Here is a 25,516-nt window from a genome sequence, read left to right as displayed (position 1 = left end):
TGCACTTCTTCTTACCCGGGATACGCGCCGGAGTTTACGCAATGGAGATTATCATGAGATTTTTAATCCGCTCAATAGGCTCGTCCGCTTGGTTGGCAGCCACCGCTTCCATCGTCTTGGCGACGGCACCCGTTGCCAATGCCCAATCCCAGCCTAAGCCGGCGACCGAGGCCACAAAAGCGGCAAACAAGGCGATTGCGGACTACCTGGATTTTAGCGATCGCACGGACTTCGAAAATGCCGATCGCGGCTTCATTGCTAAGCCTGAGAACCTGACCATCGTGGACGACAAGGGCGTCGTTGCCTGGGACCTTGAGCAGTACAAGTCCTACATAGGGGATGACAAGGCTGCTCCAGACACCGTCAATCCAAGCCTCTGGCGCAATGCGCAGCTCAATGTCAAGTACGGTTTGTACAAGGTCTCGGACCGCATTTTCCAGGTTCGAGGATACGATTTGTCCAACATAACGTTCATCGAGGGCGACACAGGCTGGATTGTGTTCGATCCACTGATCTCGGTGGAAACTGCCAAGGCGGCATATGACCTCGTCTCCGAGAACCTTGGTCGCAAGCCCGTCGTGGCCGTTGTTTATAGCCATTCGCACGTCGATCACTACGGAGGCGTCCGCGGCATAGTAGACGAGGCGGACGTCAAGGCTGGCAAGGTGCAGATACTGGCCCCGGAACATTTCACCGAACATGCAGCCAGCGAAAACGTCATCGCCGGAAACGCCATGAGCCGCCGCGCGGTCTATATGTTTGGCTCGCTTTTGCCGCGGAATGCGCAGGGTGGTGTCAACGGCGGCCTTGGACAGACAACCTCGTCTGGCACGTCGACACTGATTTTGCCTACCCGCGAGATCAAGGCGACAGGCGAGGAGCTCACTGTCGATGGGGTCAAGATGGTGTTTCAAATGACGCCGGGCACGGAAGCGCCAGCGGAGATGAACACCTACTTCCCGGACTTTCGGGCAATGTGGATGGCGGAGAACTCGACCAACACGTTGCACAACATTTTAACGCTTCGCGGTGCTCAGGTTCGCGACGCGCTTATGTGGGCCAATTGCCTCAACCAAACGATCGATCTGTATGGCGACAAAGTCGATGTAAAGTTCCAGAGCCATCATTGGCCGATGTGGGAAACGGTCAAGATCAAGGAGTATTGGAAGAAGCAACGCGATCTCTACAAGTACATTCACGATCAGAGCGTGCGGATGATGAACGAGGGATACATCGACACGGAGATCGCAGATATGATCAAGCTCCCGCCGGAGTTGGAAAAGGAATGGTACAATCGCGGATACTACGGAACTTACCGGCATAATTCGCGTGCCGTCTACCAGCGATACATGGGCTTTTATGACGCCAATCCCTCGAGCTTGGACAAATTGCCGCCCGAGCCTGCCGCCAGGAAGTATCTGGAGTACATGGGAGGCGCGGCAGCAGTCCTCAAGAAGGCAAAAAGGGACTTTGACAATGGTGAATATCGTTGGGTCGCCGAGGCGCTCAAGCATGTTGTGTTTGCCGAACCCGACAATAAAAATGCCAAGGAATTTCTGGCCGACACCTACGAGCAAATGGGGTATCAGGCAGAATCTGGACCATGGCGTTCTGTATACTTGCAAGGCGCGCACGAGCTTCGAAACGGGGTACCCGACTTGCCCGTTGCGAACGCCGCGAGCCCTGATGTTATACGAGCGATGGACCCGGAAATGCTGTTTGACTATCTCGGCATTCGTTTGAACGGCCAAAGGGCCGCCGGCAAGAACATCACGCTCAATCTCGATTTTACGGACATCCAAAAGCAGTATGCTCTGACAGTCGAAAACGCGACGTTGAACTATGCGGACGAGTGGGCAGACAAGGCGGATGTCAAGCTGACACTGACGAAAAGCCTTCTTGACGACATCCAACTGAAGAAAACCACCGTCAAAGAGGCTATTGACGAGGGCAAATTGCAGATAGACGGCAACGAAAAGGCCTTTGTCGAGTTTCTTGGTCTGCTCGACAACTTCCCCTTCTGGTTCAACATTGTGACCCCCTGATGCTTCACAAGGGCCAAATCTTGTATTCGGCCCTTCCACTTTGTTAGGAACTGCCTTTGGATATGTCTTTCCGGCGTACTGGGAGCCCAAGCAGACCGCCGGTCGAATGCAGACGGAATGCTATCCCAGTTCCCTCAGCTGCGGCGATCCACAAATGAGCCTACCTGGGCAGACGGTCTAGCCGTCAAACTCGGTGTCATCTTACGATGAGCGCAACGGCGTCCGCGGCATGCCTGACGGCATTGCGGCCTGCGTTTCAGCTAGGAACTCTATATTCTCCGTCCTTCGGAAAGACGCGGTCCGGAACGCAAATCGTCCTGATCGCAAATTTCTTTCGCGACACGCCGATCCGCTTCCGAACGCCGATTTCGACTCTGCCACCGCCCCGCGATCGATTGCCAGCGAAGGTCTGCTGCGAAGCTGATCAAGGCAAAGCGACTTAGGTGATATCAACCGTATATGTCGTTATTCTCCTTGAGAATACACGGTATTGTTGAAATTCGGCATGAGTCAGTCGCAGATGCGTAGGTCGTTGCCCTGAGGAATGCCGGTCGATTTCGGCGTTGCCCAGCAAAATCAGTTGGTTGCGCGACATTGCGCCCTTGAGTTGTACTTTCCGTCATTGCGCAGGCTTTAATATTAGGACTAAGCTAAATTAGCCATTTGGTTCCGGCATCACATTGGTACTCGCCGAAAGGGCGTGGCGTAAGGGCGTATTTATGCAGTCCGGGAAGATGTTCGCTCTAGATGTTGCCGACACAGGTATGATGGATGCAGGCGTTTACACATGGGATATGACAAATGATCTCGTGTATGCCGACTCGGCGCTAGCGAAACTTTTTGGACTGCGATCAGAAGAGGCTAAATGTGGGCTTCCACTTCGAGCCTATCTCGATCGCGTGCATCCGGACGGTAGACCGCACTTGACAAAGACAATCTCCGATAGCGTTGCCGAGGGGTGCGCGCAGCGGTCGGTCTATCGCGAATTGATGCAGAACGGAAACTTTGTGTCAGTCGTGGCTTTTGGCCGCTGTTTTCACGACCGGGAGGGGGGCGCAGTTCTATTCTCGAGCTATGGCGGGAAATGGGTGACGAGGCCGATCAGGCGGCGCGATGGTCAGGGGTCGTCGTTTCGGCGACACCGTCGGTGAATTTGACGCCGGCGATGACCTTTGGCAACTGATTTTCGCCCTTCAGCCGGCGCCAGGTTTTGGCGGCGCTCATGACGAGCTTGAAGACCATGAGCCGTGCTGTGTTGTGGGACAGGCCTCCCTTGGTTCGCACCGTGCGGTGCCTGACGGTGGCGAAGACGCTTTCGATCGGGTTCGAGGTGCGCAGATGGTCCCAGTGTTCGGCCAGGAAGTCGAAGAAGGTCAGCAATGCCTCGTGGTCCTTCGTCAGGCAGTTGACGGCCTTGGGATATTTGGCCTTGTATTTGTCGACGAAGACGGCGATCGCGACCTCGGCGGTTGCCCGATCCGGGGCATCGCGGACCTCCCTGAGATCGGCCTTCATGTTCGGCTGCACCGACTTCGGCACCTTGTTGAGGATGTTGAGGAGCTTGTGTTGGCAGCACCGTTGATGGCGGGTCGAAGGGAATATCTCCTCCAGCGCCTTCCAGAAGCCGAGCGCGCCGTCGCCCACGGCAATTTCTGGCGCAATCGAAAGCCCGCGGGCCTTCAGCCCGACGAGCAGCTCGCGCCAGCTCTGGGTGCTTTCGCGCACGCCGACTTGAAAGCCGACAAGTTCCTTCTTGCCTTCCGGCGTCGCGCCGATGACGACCAGCATGCAAGCGGCATCGTCCTCCATGCGTGCCTGAAGATAGACCCCGTCGGCCCAGATGTAGACGTAGCGGCGGGCTGACAGGTCGCGGCGTTGCCAGCGATCATAGTCGGCCTGCCACTCCTCCTTCAGCCGGCCAATCACCGAGGGGGACAGGTTCGGTGCGTCCTTGCCGAGTAAGGCGGCAAGCGCCTCCTGGAAATCGCCGGTCGAGATGCCGCGCAGGTAAAGGACCGGCAGCAGAGCGTCGAGGCTCTTCGTGCGTCGTGCCCACTTCGGCAGGATCGCCGACGTGAAGGTGATGCGATCCTCGCCGCAAGTCTCCAAAGCCCGGTCGCGCAGCTTGACGCGGCGCACCGCAACCGGACCGATCCCCGTCTGGATCGTTCTTTCAGGCCCATGGCCGTGCCGCACCACCCGGTCCCGCCCATCGCTCAGGCGTTCGCTGGCCATGGCCGCAAGAAACGCCTCGGCTTCCGCCTCCACGGCCTGTGCCAGAAGCCGGCGCGCGCCTTCGCGTAGAACCGATGTCAGGGGATCATCGAGCGTCTCGGGATGCGGAAAGGAAACAACAGTGCTATCTGTCTTCATGGCGTATCGCTCTTTCATGAGGTTCTGGCAGGCTTGTCACCCGCCTCGATACGCCGCCCTCATCAAACCGTCATCACCCAGTTTCCGTCATAGCTCTTCTATTCTCGGGCATAGTCGTCATAGAGATGGCCGAGCGAGAATCTGGCTCTTTGACCCACTGACTTGCCGGCGTCAGGGTCCGTTCCAACAGGCCGACAAGAACTGCATCCCAAAAACCCTCCCGGTTGGCGTAGATCAATAGCATTTCTGTTCAGGCCAGCTGCACCCTTAAGTTTAAGCTGCAACACCTGCGGGGGTCGACATCGTCTCCGCGCGTCTTGTCACCCATTGTTTCCCGAAGGCTCCGGTTTGCCACCTCCACGGCTGGAAGCTTAAGGGTTCATCGCAGTAGATTGATAAGTCTCTCAGGCCTTCGTTTTTCCTGAGGACAGCCACCGTCTCTGAGTATATATTCGCGAGAGACGTTGTTTTATTGATGATCCGCTTTGCGCGCTACGTAATCTGTCCGATTCGGCGGTCATTATGCTTCTTTTTCTATGGAAAGCTGCCGGATTGTCCCTTTCTAAACAAAATTTTATTGTGCTGTCCAAAGATTTTCAGCGAGATCCAGCGTTGACGTAATCAAAATATAATAATTTTGACGTCTCATGAACCTGTTGATGCTACGGCGTCTGCCGGTAGTTGGCTATCTGGTCGGCCCTGAACAAAGGCTAAGTCATTGATCTTCTGGCGGTGGGAAGATCTTGAGAAGTATCCGATTTCGCCATGAGAACGATAAGCGCGGCCGTGATGAGGGCACGCCAAAGAGCCAGTTTGGCCAGGATGAGGCGCAGATTGTGACCTGCGGCCACGAGCAGTGCATTGATGGCGTCGCCAACATGCCCGAGAAGGAAGTTGCGGTCCAGCCTACCATCAGTCTTCATATGGCCGATGGTGGGCTCGATGGCCGATCGTCGTTTCAGCTCCCGTCGCATGGTCGGCGTCAACCCGCGCCGGCTTCCGGCAATCATCACCGACGCCGATCCGGTGTAATCATGACCGCGATAGCCCTTATCGACGTAGATGCGATCCGGATCGATACCACCCATGGCAACAGCCTGATCGACGGTGCGTGAGAGCGTGTGCCCGTCATAGGGATTGTCTTCGAACGCCATGGCCGCCAGCACCAGCCCTTCGCGGTTCGTCGCCGCGATACCGACCTTGCAACCGAACTCGTATGGCGTGCGAGCTTTGCCCTTCGAGATGCAGACGACCTCGGGAGCATGCAGCGAATAGAGCTTGTTCTTGTCCTTCGGTTTTTTGCGCCAGCAGCCGTTCGACAAGACCGAACAGCCGGCCGAAGGTCCTCTCCAGTTCGACGTTGCCGGCGATCTTGCGGCCGATATCGCGCAAAACGCGACCAAGGAAGGTGCGCAGGCGCTTCAGTTCGCGGCGCATGCGGCGGAATTGCCGGGCATGGGCATAACGGCCGGCGCGCACCGCCGCTGCTTTTGCCAGACGCGTGTAGCTCTGTCTGAGCTGCGGATTGAACTAAGCCGCTAGTCGCGGCAATTGGTGGCCTCTTTGAGAGATGTCTCCTGTCTGAGAGGATTTGGGTGTTGCAAACCCACCCTTCAGACAGGAGATCCAGATGGCCGAGATGAGCCCTCTGCGTCGCCGGATGATCGAGGACATGACGGTCCGCAATCTTTCTCCGGCCACGCAGCAATCCTATCTTTATGCAGTCGCAAAGTTTAGCCGCCATTTCGGCCGATCACCGGCTCGGCTCGGCCTGGACGAGGTCCACGCCTTCCAGGTTCACCTTGTGTCGACGGGCATCTCCTGGTCCGGATTGAACCAGATCGTCTGCGCCCTCCGGTTCCTCTATGGCGTGACGCTCGGCCAGAATACGATCCCGGAGCATATTCCGTATGCGCGCGAGCCACGCCAGTTGCCGGTTGTTCTTTCGAGCGACGAGGTGGTCGACTTTCTGCAAGCCGTCTCCAGCTTGAAGGCGCGGGTGGCTCTGACAACGGCTTATGCCGCCGGCCTGAGGGTTTCGGAGGTCTGTGGTCTTCGCGCCAACGATATCGACAGCTCAAGGATGGTGATCCACATCACGCGTGGCAAAGGCGGCAAAGCCCGCTACGTCATGCTGTCGCCGGAACTGCTCGGGATCCTGCGCAGCTATTGGCGGTTGGCGCGGCCCAAGGACATTGTGTTTCCTGGGCGCGATCCAGACAAGCCGATCGCGCCGTCGGTGCTGCATTCCGCCTGCCGTTCGGCGGTTGCGGCGGCGGGTCTTTCCAAGCACGTCACCGTCCATACGTTGCGGCATTCCTTTGCCACTCACCTGCTCGAGAACGGGACCGATATCCGCATCATCCAGGTCCTGCTCGGTCACGCCCACCTCTCCACGACAGCGCGCTATACGCAGGTCTCTACCGACACGATCCGGTCGACGGCCAGTCCGCTCGATCGGTTACGACTGGAGGTGACACCGCCGGAATCGTGATCGGTTGCGTCCCACCTTCGAAGTCGCCGACATCTTTCGGCGACATGGGAGCTCCTACAGACGTGAGAACGCCGGTCATCTTGGCCGCGGCAAACGACGCGTCATGGGCGCGATCGAAGCCTGCCGGACGCCGAGGCTCGGCGGTCACGTCGATGCCTGCGACGATTGCGGCAGGACCCGCATCTCCTATAATTCCTGCCGCAATCGCCATTGCCCGAAGTGCGAAGGCGCGGCCCGCAAGGAGTGGGTCGCTGCACGCGTCGCCGATCTGTTGCCGGTCCCGTACTTTCATGTGGTCTTCACGCTCCCACCGGGCATCGCCGAGATCGCTTTCCACAACAAGGCGGTCGTCTATGCATTGCTGATGCGCATCGTGGCCCAGACGCTGCAGACCGTTGCCGCCGATCCCAAGCGGCTGGGCGCCGAGATCGGCATCGTCGCCGTGCTTCACACCTGGGGCCAGGCCATGACCCATCATCCCCATGTTCATTGCGTCGTGCCCGGCGGCGGTCTCTCGCCCGACAGATCTAGGTGGGTGGCATGCCGGCCGGGCTTCTTTCTGCCCGTGCGCGTACTGTCGCGGCTGTTTCGGCGGCTCTTTCTGACGGCCCTTGCTAGAGCCTTCGCTCACGGTGAACTCCGCTTCTCCAACGAACTCAGCCATCTCAACGATGACGAGGCGTTCACCCGCCATCTCGCGCGTGCGCGCCGCGTCGAATGGGTCGTCTATTCGAAGCCACCGTTCGGCGGCCCCGACCAGGTGCTCGCCTATCTCGGCTGCTACACCCATCGTGTTGCCATCGCCAACAGCCGCATCGTCGAGGTCGATGATGACCACGTTGCCTTCCGATGGAAGGATTACCGTGGCAAGGGTCGCGACCGCGAGAAGATCATGCGCCTTGACCCGCACGAGTTCATCCGGCGTTTTCTTCTACACGTGCTCCCGGACGGCTTCCACCGCATGCGCCACTTCGGCTTTCTCGCCAATAGCCACCGACGGGATCGTATCGGCCTCTGCAGGCAGATCCTCGATCAACCATCATCAGCAGGGGAGCGGTCGCAGGCAGGCAAATCACAGCCCGGGCAATCCCACGAATGCCCTGACTGCCGGCGTCCCATGCGTAGGACAGGAATCACTGTTGCGCCTGTTTCGCCGCCCCGGCCATCATCTTTCTGGTGCGATACATCATGAACTCCGACAATCCGCACCCCCTCCCATATGCCCACAAAACCAAGCGCCGCGCCGGCGCGCGATACCGCGTGGCCCTGGCCACACCGAAAGACCGACAGTGTGCATTGAGAGCGCAAAAATCGCTTCCTATCGTCCGGCAAGCTGCTCGCGAAGGTCGCCAGATCACCACAAAAATCGGCGGTGCGATTGCCGTCCACGACGAATCCGCTATCGTCATCAAGCGGCGTGCTTTACTATTCCCATAACGGCGCCAAACAACCCGCGCCTTACTTCAATCCGGCTTATGTGAGGTCGCTCGAGCTCGCCGCGACGACGGATGCGACCTCACATAACCCTCCAGATTCCGGGCTCATCGCGCGCACCATTCCGATTTGATCGCGCGCACCGTTCCGAGATGATGACGCGCACCATTCCGACAAGTCTCCGCGCAGCATTCCGAGATAATCGCGCGCAGTAAGACGATGTCGTGGGGCCTGATCGTTGGGTTATTTCTCCAGGTGGAAGCAACGCCATGGAGAAGTGAATTGCCGACGAGGAGACTCCTGATGCGCCAGGTGCGAGAGATTTTGAAACTGCGGCTGGATGTTGGTCTTTCGGGCCGCGTCATCGCCCAGCAACTGGGCGTCGGGGAGACTTCGGTCCGCGACACGTTAAAGCGATTGCACCGGGAAGGACTGACATGGCCTTTACCGGATACGATCAGTGACCGCGAGCTGGAGCAGCGCCTTTACGGGACGCCCGGCAAGAAGGCTGGGCGTCAGAAGCAGTCCGAGCCGGACTGGTCTGCTGTCGCGCGCGAATTGAAGCGCAAGCATGTGACGTTGCAGGTGCTCTGGGAGGAGTACATTGCTCGGGATCCAGACGGGTTTCGATATTCGAGATTCTGTGAGTTGTTCCGAAACTGGCATGGCCGGCTGCCTCTGGTGATGCGGCAAAGCCATGCCGGGGGCGAGAAGCTGTTTGTCGACTATGCCGGTGACAAGGTGGCAGTTGTCGACCGCAAAACCGGCGTGGTGCGGGACGCACATATCTTCGTCGCGGTGATGGGGGCGTCCAGGGGAGTGTCAGGAATTCTGTGCGGTGGGCCATGATGATGAAAAGGAGCGAATCATCACATGGCTATCGAAAAAGAACTTCTGGACCAACTTCTTGCTGGTCGTGATCCATCCGATGTTTTCGGCAAGGACGGCTTGCTGGATGACCTGAAGAAGGCACTGTCGGAGCGTATTCTCAACGCCGAGCTTGATGAACATCTCGCCGTCGATCGCAGCGAAGGACCGTCGGGCAATCGGCGGAATGGATCTTCGAAAAAGACGGTGCTGACCGGTACCTCGAAGATGACGTTGACCATCCCGCGCGACCGGGCCGGTACGTTCGACCCGCAGCTGATCGCCAAATATCAGCGCCGCTTTCCCGATTTCGATGATAAGATCATTTCCATGTACGCGCGCGGCATGACGGTGCGGGAAATCCAGGGCCACCTCGAAGAAATCTACGGTATCGACGTGTCGCCGGACCTGATCTCGGCGGTGACCGACCAGGTTCTGGAGGCCGTTGGCGAGTGGCAAAACCGCCCGCTCGAGCTGTGCTATCCCCTCGTGTTCTTCGATGCCATCCGGGTCAAGATCCGGGACGAAGGCTTCGTTCGCAACAAGGCCGTTTATGTCGCGCTCGCAGTTCTGGCGGACGGCACAAAGGAAATCCTCGGGCTCTGGATCGAGCAGACCGAAGGGGCAAAGTTCTGGTTGCGCGTGATGAATGAGCTGAAAAGCCGTGGCTGCCAGGACATCCTGATCGCCGTGGTCGATGGCCTGAAGGGCTTTCCCGAAGCCATTACGGTACCGTCTTCCCTCAGACGATCGTCCAGACCTGCATCGTCCACCTGATCCGGCATTCTCTGGAGTTCGTGTCCTACAAGGATCGCAAACCCGTCGTACCGGCGTTGAGAGCCATCTATCGTGCTCGAGATGCCGAGGCTGGAATGAAGGCGCTGGAGGCTTTCGAGGAAGGGTATTGGGGCCAGAAATACCCTGCCATCTCTCAAAGCTGGCGGCGCAATTGGGAACACGTTGTTCCCTTCTTCGCCTTCCCAGAGGGCGTCCGCCGCATCATCTACACGACGAACGCCATCGAGGCGTTGAACTCGAAACTTCGTCGGGCAGTGCGCTCGCGCGGCCATTTCCCGGGTGACGAAGCCGCGATGAAGCTGTTATATCTGGTCCTCAACAATGCGGCCGAGCAGTGGAAGCGCGCGCCGAGGGAGTGGATCAAGGCAAAGACACAGTTCGCCGTCATCTTCGGCGAGCGGTTCTTCAACTGATGAAACCGGCCCACCGCACAGAATTCCTGACACTCCCGCGTCCAGCCTATCGTTCGCGCTGGCGACGTGGACCGAGCAGTTGCCTGACTGGATCGAGGCGCACAACGCGGCCTACCGGTTTTTTGGTGGGGTGACGCAGCTTCTTGTCAGCGACAACACCAAATGCGCGGTGATCAAGGCTTGTCACTTCGATCCGATGGTCAATCGTTCCTACGCGGATATGGGGCGCCATTACAGCACGGCAGTTTTTCCTGCACGCCCGCGAAAACCTCGAGACAAGGCAAAAGTCGAAAATTGCGTCGGAATCGTAGAGCGTTGGCTTCTTGGTCGGCTGCGAAACCAAACCTTTTATAGCCTCTATAGCGCGACATCGCAGATGACATAGCGAGCGACATCGCTGGTGACTGATTCTACGGCCACATTTAGGTAGTGACTGATCCGTTTCTTTTGATCAAGAGCGATGTCGCTGATCGATGTCGCTGGCGCTGGTGGCCACTGTCGCTGAGTGCCGTTGCTCTGTGGCTGTTCGGCGTCGGAAGCTTTCGACATTCATCTCGAAGATGGTTGCATGGTGCACGAGCCTGTCGATGGCGGCGATGGTCATGGCTTTGTCGGGAAAGAGGCTATCCCAGGCTCCAAATGGCCGGTTTGCTGTAATCATGATGGATCGCCGTTCGTACCTGGCGGCAATGAGCTCGAACAGCACACTGGTCTCGGCTTGGTCCTTGTGAACGTAGGACAGGTCATCAAGGATGAGCAGATCGAATTTGTCGAGCTTGTCGATGGCGGCTGTCAATGCGAGTTCCTGCCGGGCCGTCTGGAGTTTTTGAACGAGATCGATGGTTCTCGTGAACAAAACCCGCAAGCCTTTTTCGACGAGAGCAGCACCGAGGGCCGCACTCAAGTGGGTCTTGCCTGATCCTGGCGGTCCAAACATAAGGATCGTGCCGCCTTTGGCGAGCCAGGCATCGCCTGCTGCCAGCGCCATGACATGAGCCTTTGAGATCATGGGAACGGCTGCGAAGTCGAAGCTGTCGAGGGTTTTTCCGGCTGGTAGCCGGGCCTCGGCGAGATGACGCTGGATGCGCCGTTGCACGCGCTCGGCCATCTCCAATTCGCAAAGCGTGGCCAACAGCCGTGCGGCCGGCAAGCCTTCGCGGTCGGCCCGTTGAGTGAGTTCAGACCAGAGGCGTGCGAAGGTGGGAAGCCGCAAGTTCGCCAGCATGAGCGGCAGTTTTGCGACATCGACGGATGAGGTGTTCATTGCATTGCTCCTGCTGTGAGAAGGCGGTCATAGTCGGCTGCTGTGGGCAGCACGACCTCGATGTCGGGGACGCTATTGCCGGCGACATCGAAGCGGGATTGCAAGGCGGCCAGATCGGGCAGCTTCCTTGCGTCGAGGATCATCTCCAATGCCAATGCGAGTTCGGCTTCGCATGCGCAGGAATGGGCAAGCCAGAGAAGGCCGACCATGGTTTTGCAGGCGGTGCGCTGATCGAGCCTCTTGTTCATGGCCTGCCAGGTCCGGGCAAAGGCGGCACGGGGAAACAACTGGTCGCGGTAAACGAGATTGGCCAGCGCTTGCGGCTTACGGCGAAGGCTGTGAATGACATGGCGGTAATCGACGACATGTGCGTGTTGGCCGCTCTTGCCACTGGACGGTGGACGTCCGCGCGGCAGGGTAAAGGCATGGCTGGATGCGAGATAACATTCCAGGCGATCGTCGTAGAGCCGGACCCGCAGGCGGTGGCCGATATAGGTGGAGGGGGCGGTATAGAAGACCCTGCGCAAGGTGAAGCCGCCAGACGACGTCACCACAACGACGGCATCATCGTAATCGGTGGTCTTGCGTTGCGGTAACGCCCTGAGATGATCCATCTCGACGGCCAGTTCCTGTCGGCGCAAGGCATTATGCCTGCTGATCTGCTCGGCGACGAAGCGGCGGTAGTCGTCGAGCGTGGCGAAGTCGGCCGAGCCGCGCAACAGCAACGCTTGTTCGAGCCTGTCCTTCAAATGACCATTGCGGCTTTCAATGCTGCCGTTTTCGTGGGCGACGCCGCGGTTGTTGCGGGTCGGCGTCATCTGGTAATGGGCGCAAAGTGCCTCGTAACGCCGGGTCAGGTCCTCTTGCGTCTCGTCGGCACGGTTGGTGAAAGCCGCCGACAACGAATCGCTGCGGTGCTCAATCGGACAAGCACCCAGGCTCCACAATGCGTTCTGCAGGCCGCTGGCCAGAGCAGTAAAACTCTCGCCGCCCAGAACGACTTCACCGTGTTCCCAGCCGCTGTAAACCAGAACGAAGTGGTACAGCCGATGGTCAAGTGGCACGCCGGCAATGGTCACGCCCAGCGACCGGCAGTCGGTAAAGTCTGACATGCCCTGGCGACCGGGTGGATGGTTCTGGCGGAAGATCACTTCCTGTTGCGGCCCATGGGCGGCTTTCCATTCCCGCACGCGCCGCTCAAGAGTGCGCCGTGCCGCTGTCAGCTCGCGCTCGGGGTAGCGCAGGCAAAGGTCACGCAGAATGGTCACCGGACGCAAGTTCGGCGCGCGCTCGAGAAGCGGAACCACCTCGCTTTCCCAGAGATCGGTGAAAGGATCGGGCCGGTACCGCCGCCGTGGCCGCGTTGCGCCTTTTTCTCGGAGGGAAGGCGCGGGTCTTTGTCGAGCCGAAAGGCGGTGCTGGCGCTAAAGCCAGACATCGCCGCGGCGGTTTCCCGAGGATGTTTTTTGTTCAATCTCATATACAGTCTCGCTTGCTGATCCGTGATCGGTTTGCCTGGCATCCAGGTCCTCTTCCTCGCAGTTGAAGATCCAGGACTTAAGGCAATCGTCGCGGCCGAAGGCGCGGAAAAATCCGCGCCGCGCGGGGCCAACCTACGGACGGGCTACGCCCATCCTCCGGTCGGCCCCGCGCGTCACCAGCGATGTCGCTGAGTAGTCAAGTGCGATGTCGCGCAGCAAGCCTCGCTGATCTCAACAAGGCAATTGCCGATCTGATCACCCGGCTCAATGACAAACGGGTGATACGCCAGTACGGCAAGACGCGGCGCGCGTTGTTTGACGAACTTGATGCCCCGAATCTAAAGCCGCTACCTGCCGAGCCCTGGGTGCATGCGGAATGGCGTCGGTGTCGTGTTGGCATCGATTATCATATTGAACTCAATCGGCATTTTTATTCCGTCCCTTACCGCTTTGCGCGCAGCGAGGTCGAGGTTCGATACACCATTCGCACGGTGGAAATATTCCTCGGCAGGGACCGAATTGCTGCGCATGTGCGTGGCAGCAGCAACGGCCGCCACACGACGGTTGCCGTGCATATGCCGCCAAACCATCAGCGTTATCGCGAATGGACGCCGGCGAAGATCCGCAGCGAAGCCAAGCGGATCGGGCCCATGCTGCGCGTTCTCGTCGATCGAATCATTGAGAAGCGCGCGCATCCGGAACAGGGATACCGCGCCTGTGTCGGCATCATCGGCCTGGAAAGACGGTTTGGCGCCGATCGCCTCCAAGCGGCTGCGCAGCGCGCACTGGAATTCCAGGTGCTCAACTATCCCGGCATCAAATCCATCCTCGAAAAGGAACTCGACCGCGTCCCCAGGTCCGAGCGCCTCGAGCAGGAACCGATCCAGCACTCCAACATCCGCGGCTCCGGATATTACCACTGAAAGGACTAGAAATGCTCAAACATCCCACCCTCAACCAGCTGCAGCAGCTGGGTCTTGCCGGTATGGCAGACGCCTTCGCAAGACTGGCCGATAACGACGAGAGCGACAACCTCAGTCATGGCGAATGGCTGGCGCTGCTGTTGGATCAGGAAGCCACCTGGCGCAACAACAAGCGTCTTGCGCTCCGACTTCGTAACGCGAAACTGCACCATCCCGCTGTTCCCGAAGATATCATTCGGCGTGCACCGCGCGAATACGATCGCACCATACTCGACCTGCTGATTGCCGGCGACTGGATCAGAAAACACGAGAACTGTGCCATTGTCGGCCCGACCGGCATCGGGAAAAGCTGGTTAGCCTGTGCCTTGGGACACAAGGCCTGCCGCGACAATCATTCGGTCCTTTACGTCCGGATGCCGGCATTGCTGCAGAGCCTGGAACAGGCCCGCGGTATCGGCAGCCTCGCAACGCGCCTGAAAAGTCTCGGCGCCGTCGAACTTCTCATCCTCGATGACTACGGACTTCAGCCCATCGACGGCAATGCTCCCCATTATCTGCTGGAGATCCTTGAGGGACGATACGGCCGACGCTCGACGCTCGTCACCAGCCAATTCCCCGTAGCCCGATGGCACGAAAAAATCAGCGACCCCACCTATGCCGACGCAATATTGGATCGTCTTGTTCACAACGCCCACAGGCTTGAAATGAGCGGCGAATCCATGCGTCGGTTGCGTCAACCAGCCGAAATCCAGACCTGAAAGGCCGGACCCCAAAACCGTGGAAACTATCCTGGCCAAAAGAATGTCGGACACGCCGCCCGCGAAGCAGACCGGCCCCTACGGCGCGTTGGGAAGCGCGGCGCCGGACTGCTTCGCTGCGTGGGGGGCAATCGTCAGCCGTCCACAGCGATCTCATCGACACCAGCTTGACCAGGATATGTTCGTAGTCCCATTTAACCTCCAACGATTGGTCGCCTCACATGCGCGCGATCAAATCGGAACGGTGCGCGGCATCAGATTGGAATGCATGCGCGCGATGGTCGGAATCTGGAGGGTTATGTGAGGTCGCATCCGTCGTCGCGGCGAGCTCGAGCGACCTCACATAAGCCGGATTGAAGTAAGGCGCGGGTTGTTTGGCGCCGTTATGGGAATAGTAAAGCACGCCGCTTGATGACGATAGCGGATTCGTCGTGGACGGCAATCGCACCGCCGATTTTTGTGGTGATCTGGCGACCTTCGCGAGCAGCTTGCCGGACGATAGGAAGCGATTTTTGCGCTCTCAATGCACACTGTCGGTCTTTCGGTGTGGCCAGGGCCACGCGGTATCGCGCGCCGGCGCGGCGCTTGGTTTTGTGGGCATATGGGAGGGGGTGCGGATTGTCGGAGTTCATGATGTATCGCACCAGAAAGATGATGGCCGGGGCGGCGAAACAGGCGCAACAGTGATTCCTGTCCTACGCATGGGACGCCGGCAGTCAGGGCATTCGTGGGATTGCCCGGGCTGTGATTTGCCTGCCTGCGACCGCTCCCCTGCTGATGATGGTTGATCGAGGATCTGCCTGCAGAGGCCGATACGATCCCGTCGGTGGCTATTGGCGAGAAAGCCGAAGTGGCGCATGCGGTGGAAGCCGTCCGGGAGCACGTGTAGAAGAAAACGCCGGATGAACTCGTGCGGGTCAAGGCGCATGATCTTCTCGCGGTCGCGACCCTTGCCACGGTAATCCTTCCATCGGAAGGCAACGTGGTCATCATCGACCTCGACGATGCGGCTGTTGGCGATGGCAACACGATGGGTGTAGCGGCCGAGATAGGCGAGCACCTGGTCGGGGCCGCCGAACGGTGGCTTCGAATAGACGACCCATTCGACGCGGCGCGCACGCGCGAGATGGCGGGTGAACGCCTCGTCATCGTTGAGATGGCTGAGTTCGTTGGAGAAGCGGAGTTCACCGTGAGCGAAGGCTCTAGCAAGGGCCGTCAGAAAGAGCCGCCGAAACAGCCGCGACAGTACGCGCACGGGCAGAAAGAAGCCCGGCCGGCATGCCACCCACCTAGCTCTGTCGGGCGAGAGACCGCCGCCGGGCACGACGCAATGAACATGGGGATGATGGGTCATGGCCTGGCCCCAGGTGTGAAGCACGGCGACGATGCCGATCTCGGCGCCCAGCCGCTTGGGATCGGCGGCAACGGTCTGCAGCGTCTGGGCCACGATGCGCATCAGCAATGCATAGACGACCGCCTTGTTGTGGAAAGCGATCTCGGCGATGCCCGGTGGGAGCGTGAAGACCACATGAAAGTACGGGACCGGCAACAGATCGGCGACGCGTGCAGCGACCCACTCCTTGCGGGCCGCGCCTTCGCACTTCGGGCAATGGCGATTGCGGCAGGAATTATAGGAGATGCGGGTCCTGCCGCAATCGTCGCAGGCATCGACGTGACCGCCGAGCCTCGGCGTCCGGCAGGCTTCGATCGCGCCCATGACGCGTCGTTTGCCGCGGCCAAGATGACCGGCGTTCTCACGTCTGTAGGAGCTCCCATGTCGCCGAAAGATGTCGGCGACTTCGAAGGTGGGACGCAACCGATCACGATTCCGGCGGTGTCACCTCCAGTCGTAACCGATCGAGCGGACTGGCCGTCGACCGGATCGTGTCGGTAGAGACCTGCGTATAGCGCGCTGTCGTGGAGAGGTGGGCGTGACCGAGCAGGACCTGGATGATGCGGATATCGGTCCCGTTCTCGAGCAGGTGAGTGGCAAAGGAATGCCGCAACGTATGGACGGTGACGTGCTTGGAAAGACCCGCCGCCGCAACCGCCGAACGGCAGGCGGAATGCAGCACCGACGGCGCGATCGGCTTGTCTGGATCGCGCCCAGGAAACACAATGTCCTTGGGCCGCGCCAACCGCCAATAGCTGCGCAGGATCCCGAGCAGTTCCGGCGACAGCATGACGTAGCGGGCTTTGCCGCCTTTGCCACGCGTGATGTGGATCACCATCCTTGAGCTGTCGATATCGTTGGCGCGAAGACCACAGACCTCCGAAACCCTCAGGCCGGCGGCATAAGCCGTTGTCAGAGCCACCCGCGCCTTCAAGCTGGAGACGGCTTGCAGAAAGTCGACCACCTCGTCGCTCGAAAGAACAACCGGCAACTGGCGTGGCTCGCGCGCATACGGAATATGCTCCGGGATCGTATTCTGGCCGAGCGTCACGCCATAGAGGAACCGGAGGGCGCAGACGATCTGGTTCAATCCGGACCAGGAGATGCCCGTCGACACAAGGTGAACCTGGAAGGCGTGGACCTCGTCCAGGCCGAGCCGAGCCGGTGATCGGCCGAAATGGCGGCTAAACTTTGCGACTGCATAAAGATAGGATTGCTGCGTGGCCGGAGAAAGATTGCGGACCGTCATGTCCTCGATCATCCGGCGACGCAGAGGGCTCATCTCGGCCATCTGGATCTCCTGTCTGAAGGGTGGGTTTGCAACACCCAAATCCTCTCAGACAGGAGACATCTCTCAAAGAGGCCACCAATTGCCGCGACTAGCGGCTTAGTTCAATCCGCAGTCTGAGCTCGATGCCATGCTTCTTCGCTTGCCGGACCAGCATCTGCAGAGCCTTCAGATACAGCTTGCTGTCGGTCGGATGAGCAATGGCTTTCGGCTGCACCGTCGTATCGACATTGACCCGCTCCAAAGATTCCGGCCTGGCCGTTCCCGTCTGAAGCGCCGCCTCGACGCTCGCCTTCAGCAATTCCTCCAGCCCCTGCGGCCCGATCCGCTTGCGCCAGCGCGTCATCGTGCTCGCGTCGATCGGCGCTTCGTGCTGGAAGAACTCAACGCCGCAGAAGAACTGTCGAGTGGGCCGGGGGAGTTTCACCCCCAGCCCCTCACGGAACCGGACGTGAGCGTCGCCGCTCATCCGGCTCTTGTCACCCAACCATCGCGTGACCAAGACGTTTCCAGTGGACGAAGAGACCAGGGTTACGCTTTGCCATACTGTTCAGCCGCCGCAGGCCGCTCATCGAAGTACACGAACAACTTCCACATTTCGGTTGGGTAGAACCGCCCATAGTATCGCCACCAGCCCTCCAGGACCGGATTGAGGCTACGTGCGATATCTACCAAACGAAGTGGTGCATGCTTTGGCAAGCGCCATGACCTGATCCGCTCCCGCATGCGTTTCAGTGCCTGTGGGCTAACGGCGGGCAGATAGCATGTGAACAGCCTGCCCCACCGGTTCTTCGCCATCCGGGGCCGGAAGGCAAAGCCGAGGAAGATGAACTGGATGAGCGGATAGGAGCCGCGCCGATTGCTGTCCTTGCAGTAGACCACTCGGGTCTTTTCCGGATGCAGCGTGAGATGGCAGTCCGCCAACCGCTGCTCCAGCTCTGCCTTGAGCCGTTCCGCTTCCCGCCGCGTGCGGCAGTGACAGATGGCATCGTCGGCATAGCGCTCGAACGGGATGTCCGGATGCTCCCGGCGCATCCAGGTATCGAACGCATAGTGCAGGAACAGGTTGGCGAGCAACGGATTTGCGACGCCCCCTTGCGGGGTGCCTCGCGTCCGTGCCTCGAGCGTTCCGTCGGGCAGTTGCACTGCCGCCGTCAGCCATCTTTCCACATAGAGCAGAACCCAGTCGTCCTGACAGTGCCTCCGAAGTGCTCGCATCAAGAGCCCATGATCGATCGTGTCGAAGAAGCCTTTGATGTCAAGATCCAGAACCCAGTCGTTCGACCAGCAGCGCTGACGCGCCTGCTCGACTGCCTGATATGCCGATTTCGCCGGGCGATACCCGTAGGAGTCCGGGTCGAAGATTTCCTCCAGACCCGGCTCGAGGTGTTGCTTGACCACCATCTGTGCGACGCGGTCCGCGACCGTCGGAATGCCCAAAGGTCGCGAGCCTCCACCGGATTTGGGAATCTCCACACGCCGTACCGGCGGCGGAAAGTAACTTCCTGATGCCATCCGGTTCCACAGCTTGTAGAGGTTGTTCTCCAAATCCGCAGCGAAGGCATCGAGGCTCTGACCATCGACGCCCGCCGCTTTTCCATTTCCCTTCACCAGCTTGTAGGCCTCCCAGACCATCCGCTTGGTGATCGGCAATGGTTTGTCCGACATCATCGCGCTCCTCCCGGAAGAACCGGTTGACGCATAATCCCGGACCGGGCGACGTGCCCCCTTCGCTCCGCGTCCATTACAGACGTTTCATCACTACTACGGGTCACTCCGCCCCTGACATGGGCTTCGGTATTCTCCCTCATGGTTTGGGCCACTTGCGGATTTCCCTTGGCATCCCATGCCAGGTTCCCTTGTTCCGTGCTGAAGCCTGTGGCGAGATCATGCCGCCTATACACCGGCTGCCGCATGGCCCGTAAACAGAGCTGGCTCGGTTTGTCTGAACAGTTTCGGGCGTTTTGCTAAGTGGATTTCCGCCTCGATTATGCTGCCGCCATCATCGGTGTCAGCGCGTTGAAGTAAGCCTGATCCGGCGTCTGCCGGTCAAGGGATGAATGTGGGCGTCGGGTGTTGTAAAAGGACAGATATCGAGCGATGCCAACGCGGGCCTCGGACACGGTTTTGTAGGCGTGGAGGTAGACCTCCTCGTATTTGATCGACCGCCAGAGCCGCTCGACGAAGACATTGTCCCGCCACGCGCCCTTGCCGTCCATCGAGATGGCGATCTCAGCCTTCTTCAGCACGGCAGTGAAGTCGACGGAGGTGAACTGCGAGCCCTGATCCGTATTGAAGATGTCGGGCTTTCCATACCGAGCAAGTGCTTCCTCGACCGCTTCGATGCAAAAGGCCGTCTCCATCGTGATCGACAGCCGCCACGACAGAACCCTCCGGCTGAACCAGTCCACGACAGCGCAGAGATAGACAAAGCCGCGCGCCATCGGAATATAGGTCAGGTCCATCGCCCAGACCTGATTGGGCCTGGTGACCGCCAGCTTTCGCAGGAGATAGGGATAGACCTTGTGACCTGGTGCCGGTTTCGAGGTGTTCGGGCGACGGTAGATCGCCTCGATGCCCATCTTCTTCATCAGCGTGGCGACGTGCAACCGTCCCGCTTGCAGTCCTTCCGCCTTCAAAAGCCCTTGCAACATCCGGCTCCCGGCAAACGGGTAGTCGAGATGTAGTTCGTCGATCCGGCGCATCAACGCCAGATCGCCGTCCGACACTGGACGCGGAGAATAATAGACGCTGCCACGACTGAAGCCGAGAAGCTTCGCCTGGCGCACGACCGACAGTCTGTGCGTGCGGTCGATCATTTCTTTCCGCCCAGCAATCCCGCCTTGCCGAGCGCACCGGACAAAAAATCGTTCTCCAGCGTCAGCTCGCCGATCTTGGCGTGTAGTGTTTTGACATCGACTGTGGGTGTCGTCGGTTCTGTCTTGGCTTCATCGCCGAAAACGCCCGTCGCCCCCTCAAGGAGCTGGTCTTTCCACTGCTTGATCTGATTGGCGTGCACGTCGAACTGCTGGGACAGTTCCACCAGCGTCTGTTCGCCTCTGATCGCGGCAAGCGCCACTTTCGCCTTGAAAGCCGGGCTGTGGTTCCGGCGCGGTCGTCTCGTCATGGTCTCTCCTGTTTCCGGCATCTATGCCAAAGTCAGGCAGAAATTCCACTTATCCCCGCTGTTCAAATTTCCCGAGCCAGCTCTAACAGGTGCCGTCCATGCTCTTCCGGGCGCCACTAACCCACGCCCGTTTTGACAGCGTCTGAACCCATTTCGATATGTCGTCAGCGGTTCGCTTTCGCTCATCTTCTCGTCACACACCTGACGGCGTCGCGCGCCGCCTTTTCTCCATCGCTCACCACCACGCCTCTTGAGCGCAGCAGCATGGAGTGGTTTGAAGCCAGCCCCTGCAGGTCGGCTCCGGGAGGCCCACTCCCATCTTCAACACAGTTGCGCCGGCACACACACAACGCCGGCTCAAGGCACACGCCAATACGGATTCTCCACCCAGCGCTCGACCGTCTCCTCGTCACACAAGTCGTGGACATGCTTCAGGTAATGCAGCCCGACCATCAGCCGCGTCGGCTTGGCGGGGCGGCCGACCGGCCGATAGAACCCTCCGAACGCCTCGTCAAATCGTGCCCATGGGATCACGCCAGACAATCGCACCAGCGCGTGGCGCGGGTTGATGATCGCGTCCAGACGGTCGCGAAAAAGATCATTTCTACCGGAAGAGGGACGAGTTGGCCGCATACCAAAAACACCAGAAATCAGCTACATCACCGACGATTTCCGGCAGTTTCCAATACTTCAAAACAGATGGGAATCCCCTAATTCCAGGGCGTTGGGAGGTTTTTCAGCGCCGACTAAGGAAGCACGCCACCCGACGCTCACGACCTTGACCGTAACGCCATAGTCCGCACAGCAGAGGCCACGGAAACACGGCCTGCAACAACGGCGCGCGCCAACTCCTCTCGCCGAGACCGCGTCGAACGAGCACTCTTGTGGATGTTCATTCGGACCCTCCGCTGGATGCTGAAGCCTGGTAATTCCAGTCTCCTCGGTCCGGTCCGAAATCGACAACCTCCTGGAAGCTCACATCTAGTCTTCGGAGCGAGACCGGGTAAGAGTAATAAAATCGGTGCCCTGACCGGTTTCAAGGCCATCGTCCGCGTCGGCAATTGAAAGTGAAGAGCCTTCACTCAAAAGGCTTTCGATCCTTTCGCGGATATCGTTGGATACTGTAATTCGCGAGAGCGTTCGTTGTATGCCGTCAAATGCCGCGGGGTCGGCCTCCGATAATATTCCAAGGCCCTTTTTCGTAGAGGCTAGCAGATCGTTCTGAAGCGAAACCCCGAACCATTTTCCTCCAACACTTTCCTGCCCATGTAAGCGAAACTGGAGGAAGTGGGTGCCCAAAGCCTCTTGCGGTCTTTCAATTGTAGCAAATGCTTCGAAAAGAGGTCTGAACCCCTGCCGAACGAGGATCTTGCCGTTTGACGGCGGCGTTCGTCCTGCCTTGAGCAGGATCATCGCCGACAAGGCAGGCGTCAGCTTTCCATCACTTTCAAGTCCCTCTCTTACCTGGAATACGCGCAGCGCTGCGACAGTCGCAGGCCCTGCATAGCCATCGAGCGCACCGGGCCCATATCCGAGCAACCGCAGAGCGACTTGCACCTCACGTACGGTGTCTCGCGCTTCGTGGCGCGTGATCAGAATGCGGATCGGTTCGTGAACCGACGTCATTTGTTTCGCCACGCCAGGCACCATGGATTCGACCATGGCCACTTCTACAGGAGCGCCCTCCACTTTACCGATCACCTGCTGTACGGAAGTGCGAGGTTTACGAAAGAGTACGGCGCCTTCGACCTCGGAGGGGCTTATCTGCCGGTCAGAAATCAAAACATGCGCACCCGGCTTCGTCATTTTATAAAGCGCTGCCGCAAAACCATCTGGCAGCCGCACGCAACCGTGCGACGCGGGATAACTGGGTACATGTTTGGATCCATGGAGCGCAATCCCGGACCAGGTCAGCCGCTGCATGAACGGCATGGGGGAATTGGAATAGATATTCGACGCATGACGGCGTCGCTTTTCCAGGATCGAGAAAATACCCGTTGGCGTCTCATGGCCGGCCTTCCCGGTCGAAACTGCCGATGTCGCAACCACCGTATCACCGTCATAGACAACGAGTGACTGTTGCGCTTTAGAGACGACGATCAGAAACATCCCGCGATTTCGGGCAAAGCCGTCCGCCGTGGAGGAAAGCAAAGCGATAATGCTGGCGATCAGCGCCAACCGCCACCCCTTGTGCAGCCCCCTGCAAATGCCACCAGTTTGCGAGAACCGCTGCGTCCCAACCTCAATCCAAAGCGACCTGGACCTCATGAGACTACATACCAGGTCTTGGAAGACTGTAACCTAGCGCACGAAAATTGTTCTCGGCATCAGCCTGCTCGAGATCAATTGTAGCTGTCTTGACGGCTTGCGCGGTCGCTCCAGACAGGTACTGAATGATTGCGAGGTTCTGTCGAACGGTTTTGTCGCTTAGATTTGAACGGGACAGCTCGCTGATCGACGGCAGTGCCGCGGTGGCCTTACCGCTAAGAGCGAGCGATAGAGCCAGGTTGTTTAGTGCCCTTTTATCCGAGGGGTCACGCGACAGGACCCTACGATAGAATGCCTGCGCGGCATTGTGATCTGCGACGAGGTCATGGGCTACTCCCATTCCGTTCAAGGCATCCGCGCTTTCCGGCTCACTCGCCAATACCATTTTCAGCTGTTCAATAGCCGATTGCGCGTTGTTTCGAGCCAACTCGATTTTGGCGAGGCCAAGCCGGCCTCCTTTAGTAGCTCCAAGCTCTATCGCTTTTTGATAAAACCCAGAGGCCTTCAACACGGCATTCTGGCGATAATATGCATCCGCCAATGCAAGTACTGCGACAGATGAAGAAGGATTTGCTTCCGCAACAGCTGTGAGGATCGAATAGCCCCTTTCATACTGTCCATTCTCCAGAAACTGCTCTCCAACGGATATCTCCGCCAACATACTCGTCTTTGTGCTGTTGGCGCTCGCGCATGCTGCCAATGCAACAATGCTGGCCAACGAAAATGTACGTAGGACGATCTTACGGAGCGCCGCAGAAATCATGCATCAATCCTCTTCAGGGCGTTGAGAGCTGGATAGGGTTCGGTGAAGTTTCTCGACCCCAGCGGCCGAGCGTGGCGGTAGGTATTGACCGGGAATAGCCATGAAGTAGAAATCCAGGGCGACACTTGGGAGTTTGAAAGCGGGCACTTTCAATCGTTTAAATTCATCAAGCAGTCTTACAGATTTTGGTCCCTTCGCTTTGGCTACAACGAACGGCGCGCCGCCAGTTTCAGGAAAAAAAACCACTGCTACGATATGCTCATCACTATAAATGACATGGGTAGCATCTTTTAGATTTGGAAGAGCACCGTCGCTAAGCGCATTTGATCTCCGCATCGATTTAATCAACGCATCACCTTCTTGATCCTTGTATTCTCTTTTTATGTCGTCTTTAGACATTTTGTTATTATTCTTGAACATGATAGATTGAGAAAAATAGTCTATTGCCGCCATAATAGACACGCAAACAATTATCAGTATAAAAACCAGTATCAACAGTTTGGAAATTAGACCAACTACGCACAATCTGCCACATACAGCCATGTTGGCTATATCTTTAGCGTGCATGGACGTCACAATATAAAGCGCAAAAGAAATTGATAAAAACAATACAAGTATTCTTATGATGTTGTATAACGTAGATATCGACAAAATCGACTTTATGTTGTTGACGGGATTGAGTTTTTGAATATTCGGAGACAGTGATCGCAATGAAAAATTAAACCTATTAAACATAATTCCGGAAAATGAAGCAACCAAGGCTACAGATCCACAATATATCAAGCTTAGCCTCATCAAATCACGAAAAGATAAAAAACTGAGATTCAGGGCGTTATCAAAGTCCAATCGAATCGAATCGAAAGCCGTTCTCAAACCAAACATAGCATATACCGCGAACATTGGAAGCAATGCCCAAAGCAAAAATACAGCAGAAAACAACAAGATCGCCTCTACAGCATTCTTTCTCTGTGGTATCTGACCAGCTTTACGCTGGTCGTCCATTTTCTTTTTTGTTGGTTGCTCTGTTTTTTCGCCGCTCATACCAACGACCGCCGAATTATTGCAATGCCGTCAGTCCACACAGAAATGAATTGAGGAAGAACTGCCTCCAAATATACAATCAGCAAGGCAAGAATACTTGCCGACTTTATTGGAGACGCGAATGTCAAGCAATTCAGGCTCGGCGCTATGCGAGCCAAAAAAATAATAGCAACGTCCGCCAAGAACATGAAACCAGAGATTGGAAGTGCAATTGCTGCGGCCTGAAAAAAACTGAACGCGGTAACCTCCAGCAGCACACGAACAGATTGCTCCGAGAGATCAGGCAAGAGTTGGCTTGGCGGCCAAAATGCCATGCTCTCCAACAGCAATGAGACAGCGACCAGAAAACCACCCGTGGAAAAAAGATAGCATGCAAAGATCTGCGAGAACACAATAGCCGTCGGAGTTGCTTGGGTCCCAGTGACGACATCCAGGCTTTCAGACTGGACTATTCCGCTTTGCGCATCGAGAATCGCGCCCGCAACTTCCAGCCCGCGGAAGGGTAACCACACCAACATTGCAAGAAAGTAGCCCACAGCCACTTCTTTAAACATGAGCAGTAGGTAGGTCGCTCCGGACGGAACTGATTTCGATAGAGCCTCGGCCACCGGGGGAACACAAACCAGGGAGAAAGACAAGGCGACCCCGGCCCGGACAAATCGGGACATGACATGCCGTGAAAATAACGGTGACGCCGCAAGGAAGCCAGAGATGCGCGCGCTCAAGAGCACCAGGGCCATCACCGCTTCGTTTAGCCCCACCAGTATTTCGCGAAGTTGAGACATC

17 protein-coding genes and 6 pseudogenes are annotated in these 25,516 nt (G+C 58.0%); 9 read left to right on the top strand and 14 right to left on the bottom strand.

From position 1 onward, the window contains the following. Window positions 1-41 precede the first annotated feature (41 nt). Entirely contained in the window at window positions 42-2,045 is a 2,004-nt protein-coding gene (locus OVA00_RS08020; RefSeq protein ID WP_268088559.1) for an alkyl/aryl-sulfatase, read from the top strand. Window positions 2,046-2,764: 719 nt separating this feature from the next. Continuing rightward, window positions 2,765-3,196, top strand: coding sequence for a PAS domain-containing protein (locus OVA00_RS08015; protein ID WP_326494128.1), 432 nt, complete (start codon window positions 2,765-2,767; stop codon window positions 3,194-3,196). Here OVA00_RS08015 and OVA00_RS08010 read toward each other — a convergent pair. Next, window positions 3,147-4,418: an IS256 family transposase gene (locus tag OVA00_RS08010; protein WP_268088853.1), complete on the bottom strand. Its 1,272-nt coding sequence runs from the start codon at window positions 4,416-4,418 to the stop codon at window positions 3,147-3,149. The two genes, OVA00_RS08015 and OVA00_RS08010, sit on opposite strands and share 50 nt — an antisense overlap. A gap of 710 nt (window positions 4,419-5,128) precedes the next feature. Continuing rightward, a pseudogene (locus OVA00_RS08005) lies at window positions 5,129-5,939 on the bottom strand (IS5 family transposase); the annotation flags it as partial. A 109-nt stretch (window positions 5,940-6,048) separates the two neighbouring features. Between OVA00_RS08005 and OVA00_RS08000 the strand changes: the two are divergent. From OVA00_RS08000 to OVA00_RS07980, 5 genes and pseudogenes are all read left to right on the top strand, one after another. Then, window positions 6,049-6,912, top strand: coding sequence for a tyrosine-type recombinase/integrase (locus tag OVA00_RS08000; protein WP_268088550.1), 864 nt, complete (start codon window positions 6,049-6,051; stop codon window positions 6,910-6,912). Between the two features lie 4 nt (window positions 6,913-6,916). After that, window positions 6,917-8,104 (top strand): IS91 family transposase, encoded by a 1,188-nt coding sequence (locus OVA00_RS07995; RefSeq protein ID WP_268088558.1) that lies wholly within the window; start codon window positions 6,917-6,919, stop codon window positions 8,102-8,104. Between the two features lie 545 nt (window positions 8,105-8,649). Further along, window positions 8,650-9,195 carry a helix-turn-helix domain-containing protein gene (locus tag OVA00_RS07990; protein WP_268088557.1) on the top strand — a complete coding sequence of 182 codons (546 nt, stop codon included), beginning with the start codon at window positions 8,650-8,652 and terminating at the stop codon, window positions 9,193-9,195. 24 nt (window positions 9,196-9,219) lie between these two features. Next, window positions 9,220-10,424: pseudogene (locus OVA00_RS07985) on the top strand (IS256 family transposase). A 37-nt stretch (window positions 10,425-10,461) separates the two neighbouring features. Continuing rightward, a pseudogene (locus OVA00_RS07980) lies at window positions 10,462-10,782 on the top strand (IS21 family transposase); the annotation flags it as partial. Window positions 10,783-10,875: 93 nt separating this feature from the next. On the opposite strand, the gene istB (OVA00_RS07975) reads toward OVA00_RS07980, so the two are convergent. Together istB (OVA00_RS07975) and istA are read right to left on the bottom strand one after the other, a co-directional pair. Beyond that, the gene (gene istB, locus OVA00_RS07975) at window positions 10,876-11,688 is read right to left on the bottom strand and encodes an IS21-like element helper ATPase IstB (protein ID WP_268088556.1); all 813 of its coding nucleotides are present in this window, start codon (window positions 11,686-11,688) and stop codon (window positions 10,876-10,878) included. After that, a pseudogene (istA, locus tag OVA00_RS07970) lies at window positions 11,685-13,210 on the bottom strand (IS21 family transposase). The gene istB (OVA00_RS07975) and the pseudogene istA overlap by 4 nt, the downstream one beginning before the upstream one ends. Window positions 13,211-13,351: 141 nt before the next feature. Here istA and OVA00_RS07965 point away from each other — a divergent pair. Further along, window positions 13,352-14,092, top strand: coding sequence for a Mu transposase domain-containing protein (locus tag OVA00_RS07965; protein WP_268088554.1), 741 nt, complete (start codon window positions 13,352-13,354; stop codon window positions 14,090-14,092). 11 nt (window positions 14,093-14,103) lie between these two features. Beyond that, window positions 14,104-14,850, top strand: coding sequence for an IS21-like element helper ATPase IstB (gene istB / locus OVA00_RS07960; RefSeq protein WP_268088553.1), 747 nt, complete (start codon window positions 14,104-14,106; stop codon window positions 14,848-14,850). Window positions 14,851-15,478: 628 nt separating this feature from the next. Here the strand turns inward: istB (OVA00_RS07960) and OVA00_RS07955 are convergent. The 10 genes and pseudogenes from OVA00_RS07955 to OVA00_RS07910 all read right to left on the bottom strand — a co-directional run bounded on the left by OVA00_RS07955 (window position 15,479) and on the right by OVA00_RS07910 (window position 25,515). Further along, window positions 15,479-16,666 (bottom strand): IS91 family transposase, encoded by a 1,188-nt coding sequence (locus OVA00_RS07955; protein WP_268088552.1) that lies wholly within the window; start codon window positions 16,664-16,666, stop codon window positions 15,479-15,481. A gap of 4 nt (window positions 16,667-16,670) precedes the next feature. Beyond that, a complete protein-coding gene (locus tag OVA00_RS07950; RefSeq protein ID WP_268088550.1) occupies window positions 16,671-17,534 on the bottom strand; it encodes a tyrosine-type recombinase/integrase in 864 nt (287 codons plus the stop codon). A 112-nt stretch (window positions 17,535-17,646) separates the two neighbouring features. Further along, window positions 17,647-17,943, bottom strand: a pseudogene (locus OVA00_RS07945) (transposase); the annotation flags it as partial. 119 nt (window positions 17,944-18,062) lie between these two features. Beyond that, window positions 18,063-19,199: a group II intron reverse transcriptase/maturase gene (gene ltrA / locus OVA00_RS07940; RefSeq protein ID WP_268088549.1), complete on the bottom strand. Its 1,137-nt coding sequence runs from the start codon at window positions 19,197-19,199 to the stop codon at window positions 18,063-18,065. 320 nt (window positions 19,200-19,519) lie between these two features. Then, window positions 19,520-20,658, bottom strand: a protein-coding gene (locus tag OVA00_RS07935; protein ID WP_192445889.1) for an IS3 family transposase whose coding sequence is annotated in 2 segments (ribosomal slippage) — window positions 19,520-20,400 and window positions 20,400-20,658 — 1,140 coding nt in all. Because the reading frame shifts where the segments join, the coding sequence is not laid out codon by codon here. 366 nt (window positions 20,659-21,024) lie between these two features. Beyond that, window positions 21,025-21,291, bottom strand: a pseudogene (locus OVA00_RS07930) (transposase); the annotation flags it as partial. A 348-nt stretch (window positions 21,292-21,639) separates the two neighbouring features. Then, window positions 21,640-22,836 (bottom strand): L,D-transpeptidase family protein, encoded by a 1,197-nt coding sequence (locus tag OVA00_RS07925; RefSeq protein ID WP_268088548.1) that lies wholly within the window; start codon window positions 22,834-22,836, stop codon window positions 21,640-21,642. Window positions 22,837-22,930: 94 nt separating this feature from the next. Next, on the bottom strand, window positions 22,931-23,689 hold the full coding sequence (locus tag OVA00_RS07920) for a tetratricopeptide repeat protein (RefSeq protein WP_268088547.1): 759 nt from the start codon (window positions 23,687-23,689) through the stop codon (window positions 22,931-22,933). A 3-nt stretch (window positions 23,690-23,692) separates the two neighbouring features. Continuing rightward, window positions 23,693-24,730, bottom strand: coding sequence for an EscU/YscU/HrcU family type III secretion system export apparatus switch protein (locus tag OVA00_RS07915; RefSeq protein WP_268088546.1), 1,038 nt, complete (start codon window positions 24,728-24,730; stop codon window positions 23,693-23,695). Beyond that, window positions 24,727-25,515, bottom strand: coding sequence for an EscT/YscT/HrcT family type III secretion system export apparatus protein (locus OVA00_RS07910; protein WP_268088545.1), 789 nt, complete (start codon window positions 25,513-25,515; stop codon window positions 24,727-24,729). The genes OVA00_RS07915 and OVA00_RS07910 overlap by 4 nt, the downstream gene beginning before the upstream one ends. Between the last annotated feature and the right edge of the window lies 1 nt (window position 25,516).

The organism is Ensifer sp. SL37 (genome assembly GCF_026672675.1).
GTDB lineage: Bacteria > Pseudomonadota > Alphaproteobacteria > Rhizobiales > Rhizobiaceae > Ensifer > Ensifer adhaerens.
Note: the sequence above shows the minus strand (reverse complement) of the source record. Positions and strands in the feature narration are given on the sequence as shown.

Excerpts from the sequence above, each read along its gene's own strand:
- istB (WP_268088553.1), top strand. The coding sequence starts at position 14,104 with ATGCTCAAACATCCCACCCTCAACCAGCTGCAGCAGCTGGGTCTTGCC.
- OVA00_RS07990 (WP_268088557.1), top strand. The coding sequence starts at position 8,650 with ATGCGCCAGGTGCGAGAGATTTTGAAACTGCGGCTGGATGTTGGTCTT.
- OVA00_RS08015 (WP_326494128.1), top strand. The coding sequence starts at position 2,765 with ATGCAGTCCGGGAAGATGTTCGCTCTAGATGTTGCCGACACAGGTATG.
- ltrA (WP_268088549.1), bottom strand. The coding sequence starts at position 19,199 with ATGTCGGACAAACCATTGCCGATCACCAAGCGGATGGTCTGGGAGGCC.
- OVA00_RS07915 (WP_268088546.1), bottom strand. The coding sequence starts at position 24,730 with ATGAGCGGCGAAAAAACAGAGCAACCAACAAAAAAGAAAATGGACGAC.
- istB (WP_268088556.1), bottom strand. The coding sequence starts at position 11,688 with ATGAACACCTCATCCGTCGATGTCGCAAAACTGCCGCTCATGCTGGCG.
- OVA00_RS08010 (WP_268088853.1), bottom strand. The coding sequence starts at position 4,418 with ATGAAGACAGATAGCACTGTTGTTTCCTTTCCGCATCCCGAGACGCTC.
- OVA00_RS07950 (WP_268088550.1), bottom strand. The coding sequence starts at position 17,534 with ATGGCCGAGATGAGCCCTCTGCGTCGCCGGATGATCGAGGACATGACG.
- OVA00_RS07920 (WP_268088547.1), bottom strand. The coding sequence starts at position 23,689 with ATGATTTCTGCGGCGCTCCGTAAGATCGTCCTACGTACATTTTCGTTG.
- OVA00_RS07910 (WP_268088545.1), bottom strand. The coding sequence starts at position 25,515 with ATGTCTCAACTTCGCGAAATACTGGTGGGGCTAAACGAAGCGGTGATG.
- OVA00_RS07965 (WP_268088554.1), top strand. The coding sequence starts at position 13,352 with ATGTCGCTGAGTAGTCAAGTGCGATGTCGCGCAGCAAGCCTCGCTGAT.
- OVA00_RS08000 (WP_268088550.1), top strand. The coding sequence starts at position 6,049 with ATGGCCGAGATGAGCCCTCTGCGTCGCCGGATGATCGAGGACATGACG.
- OVA00_RS08020 (WP_268088559.1), top strand. The coding sequence starts at position 42 with ATGGAGATTATCATGAGATTTTTAATCCGCTCAATAGGCTCGTCCGCT.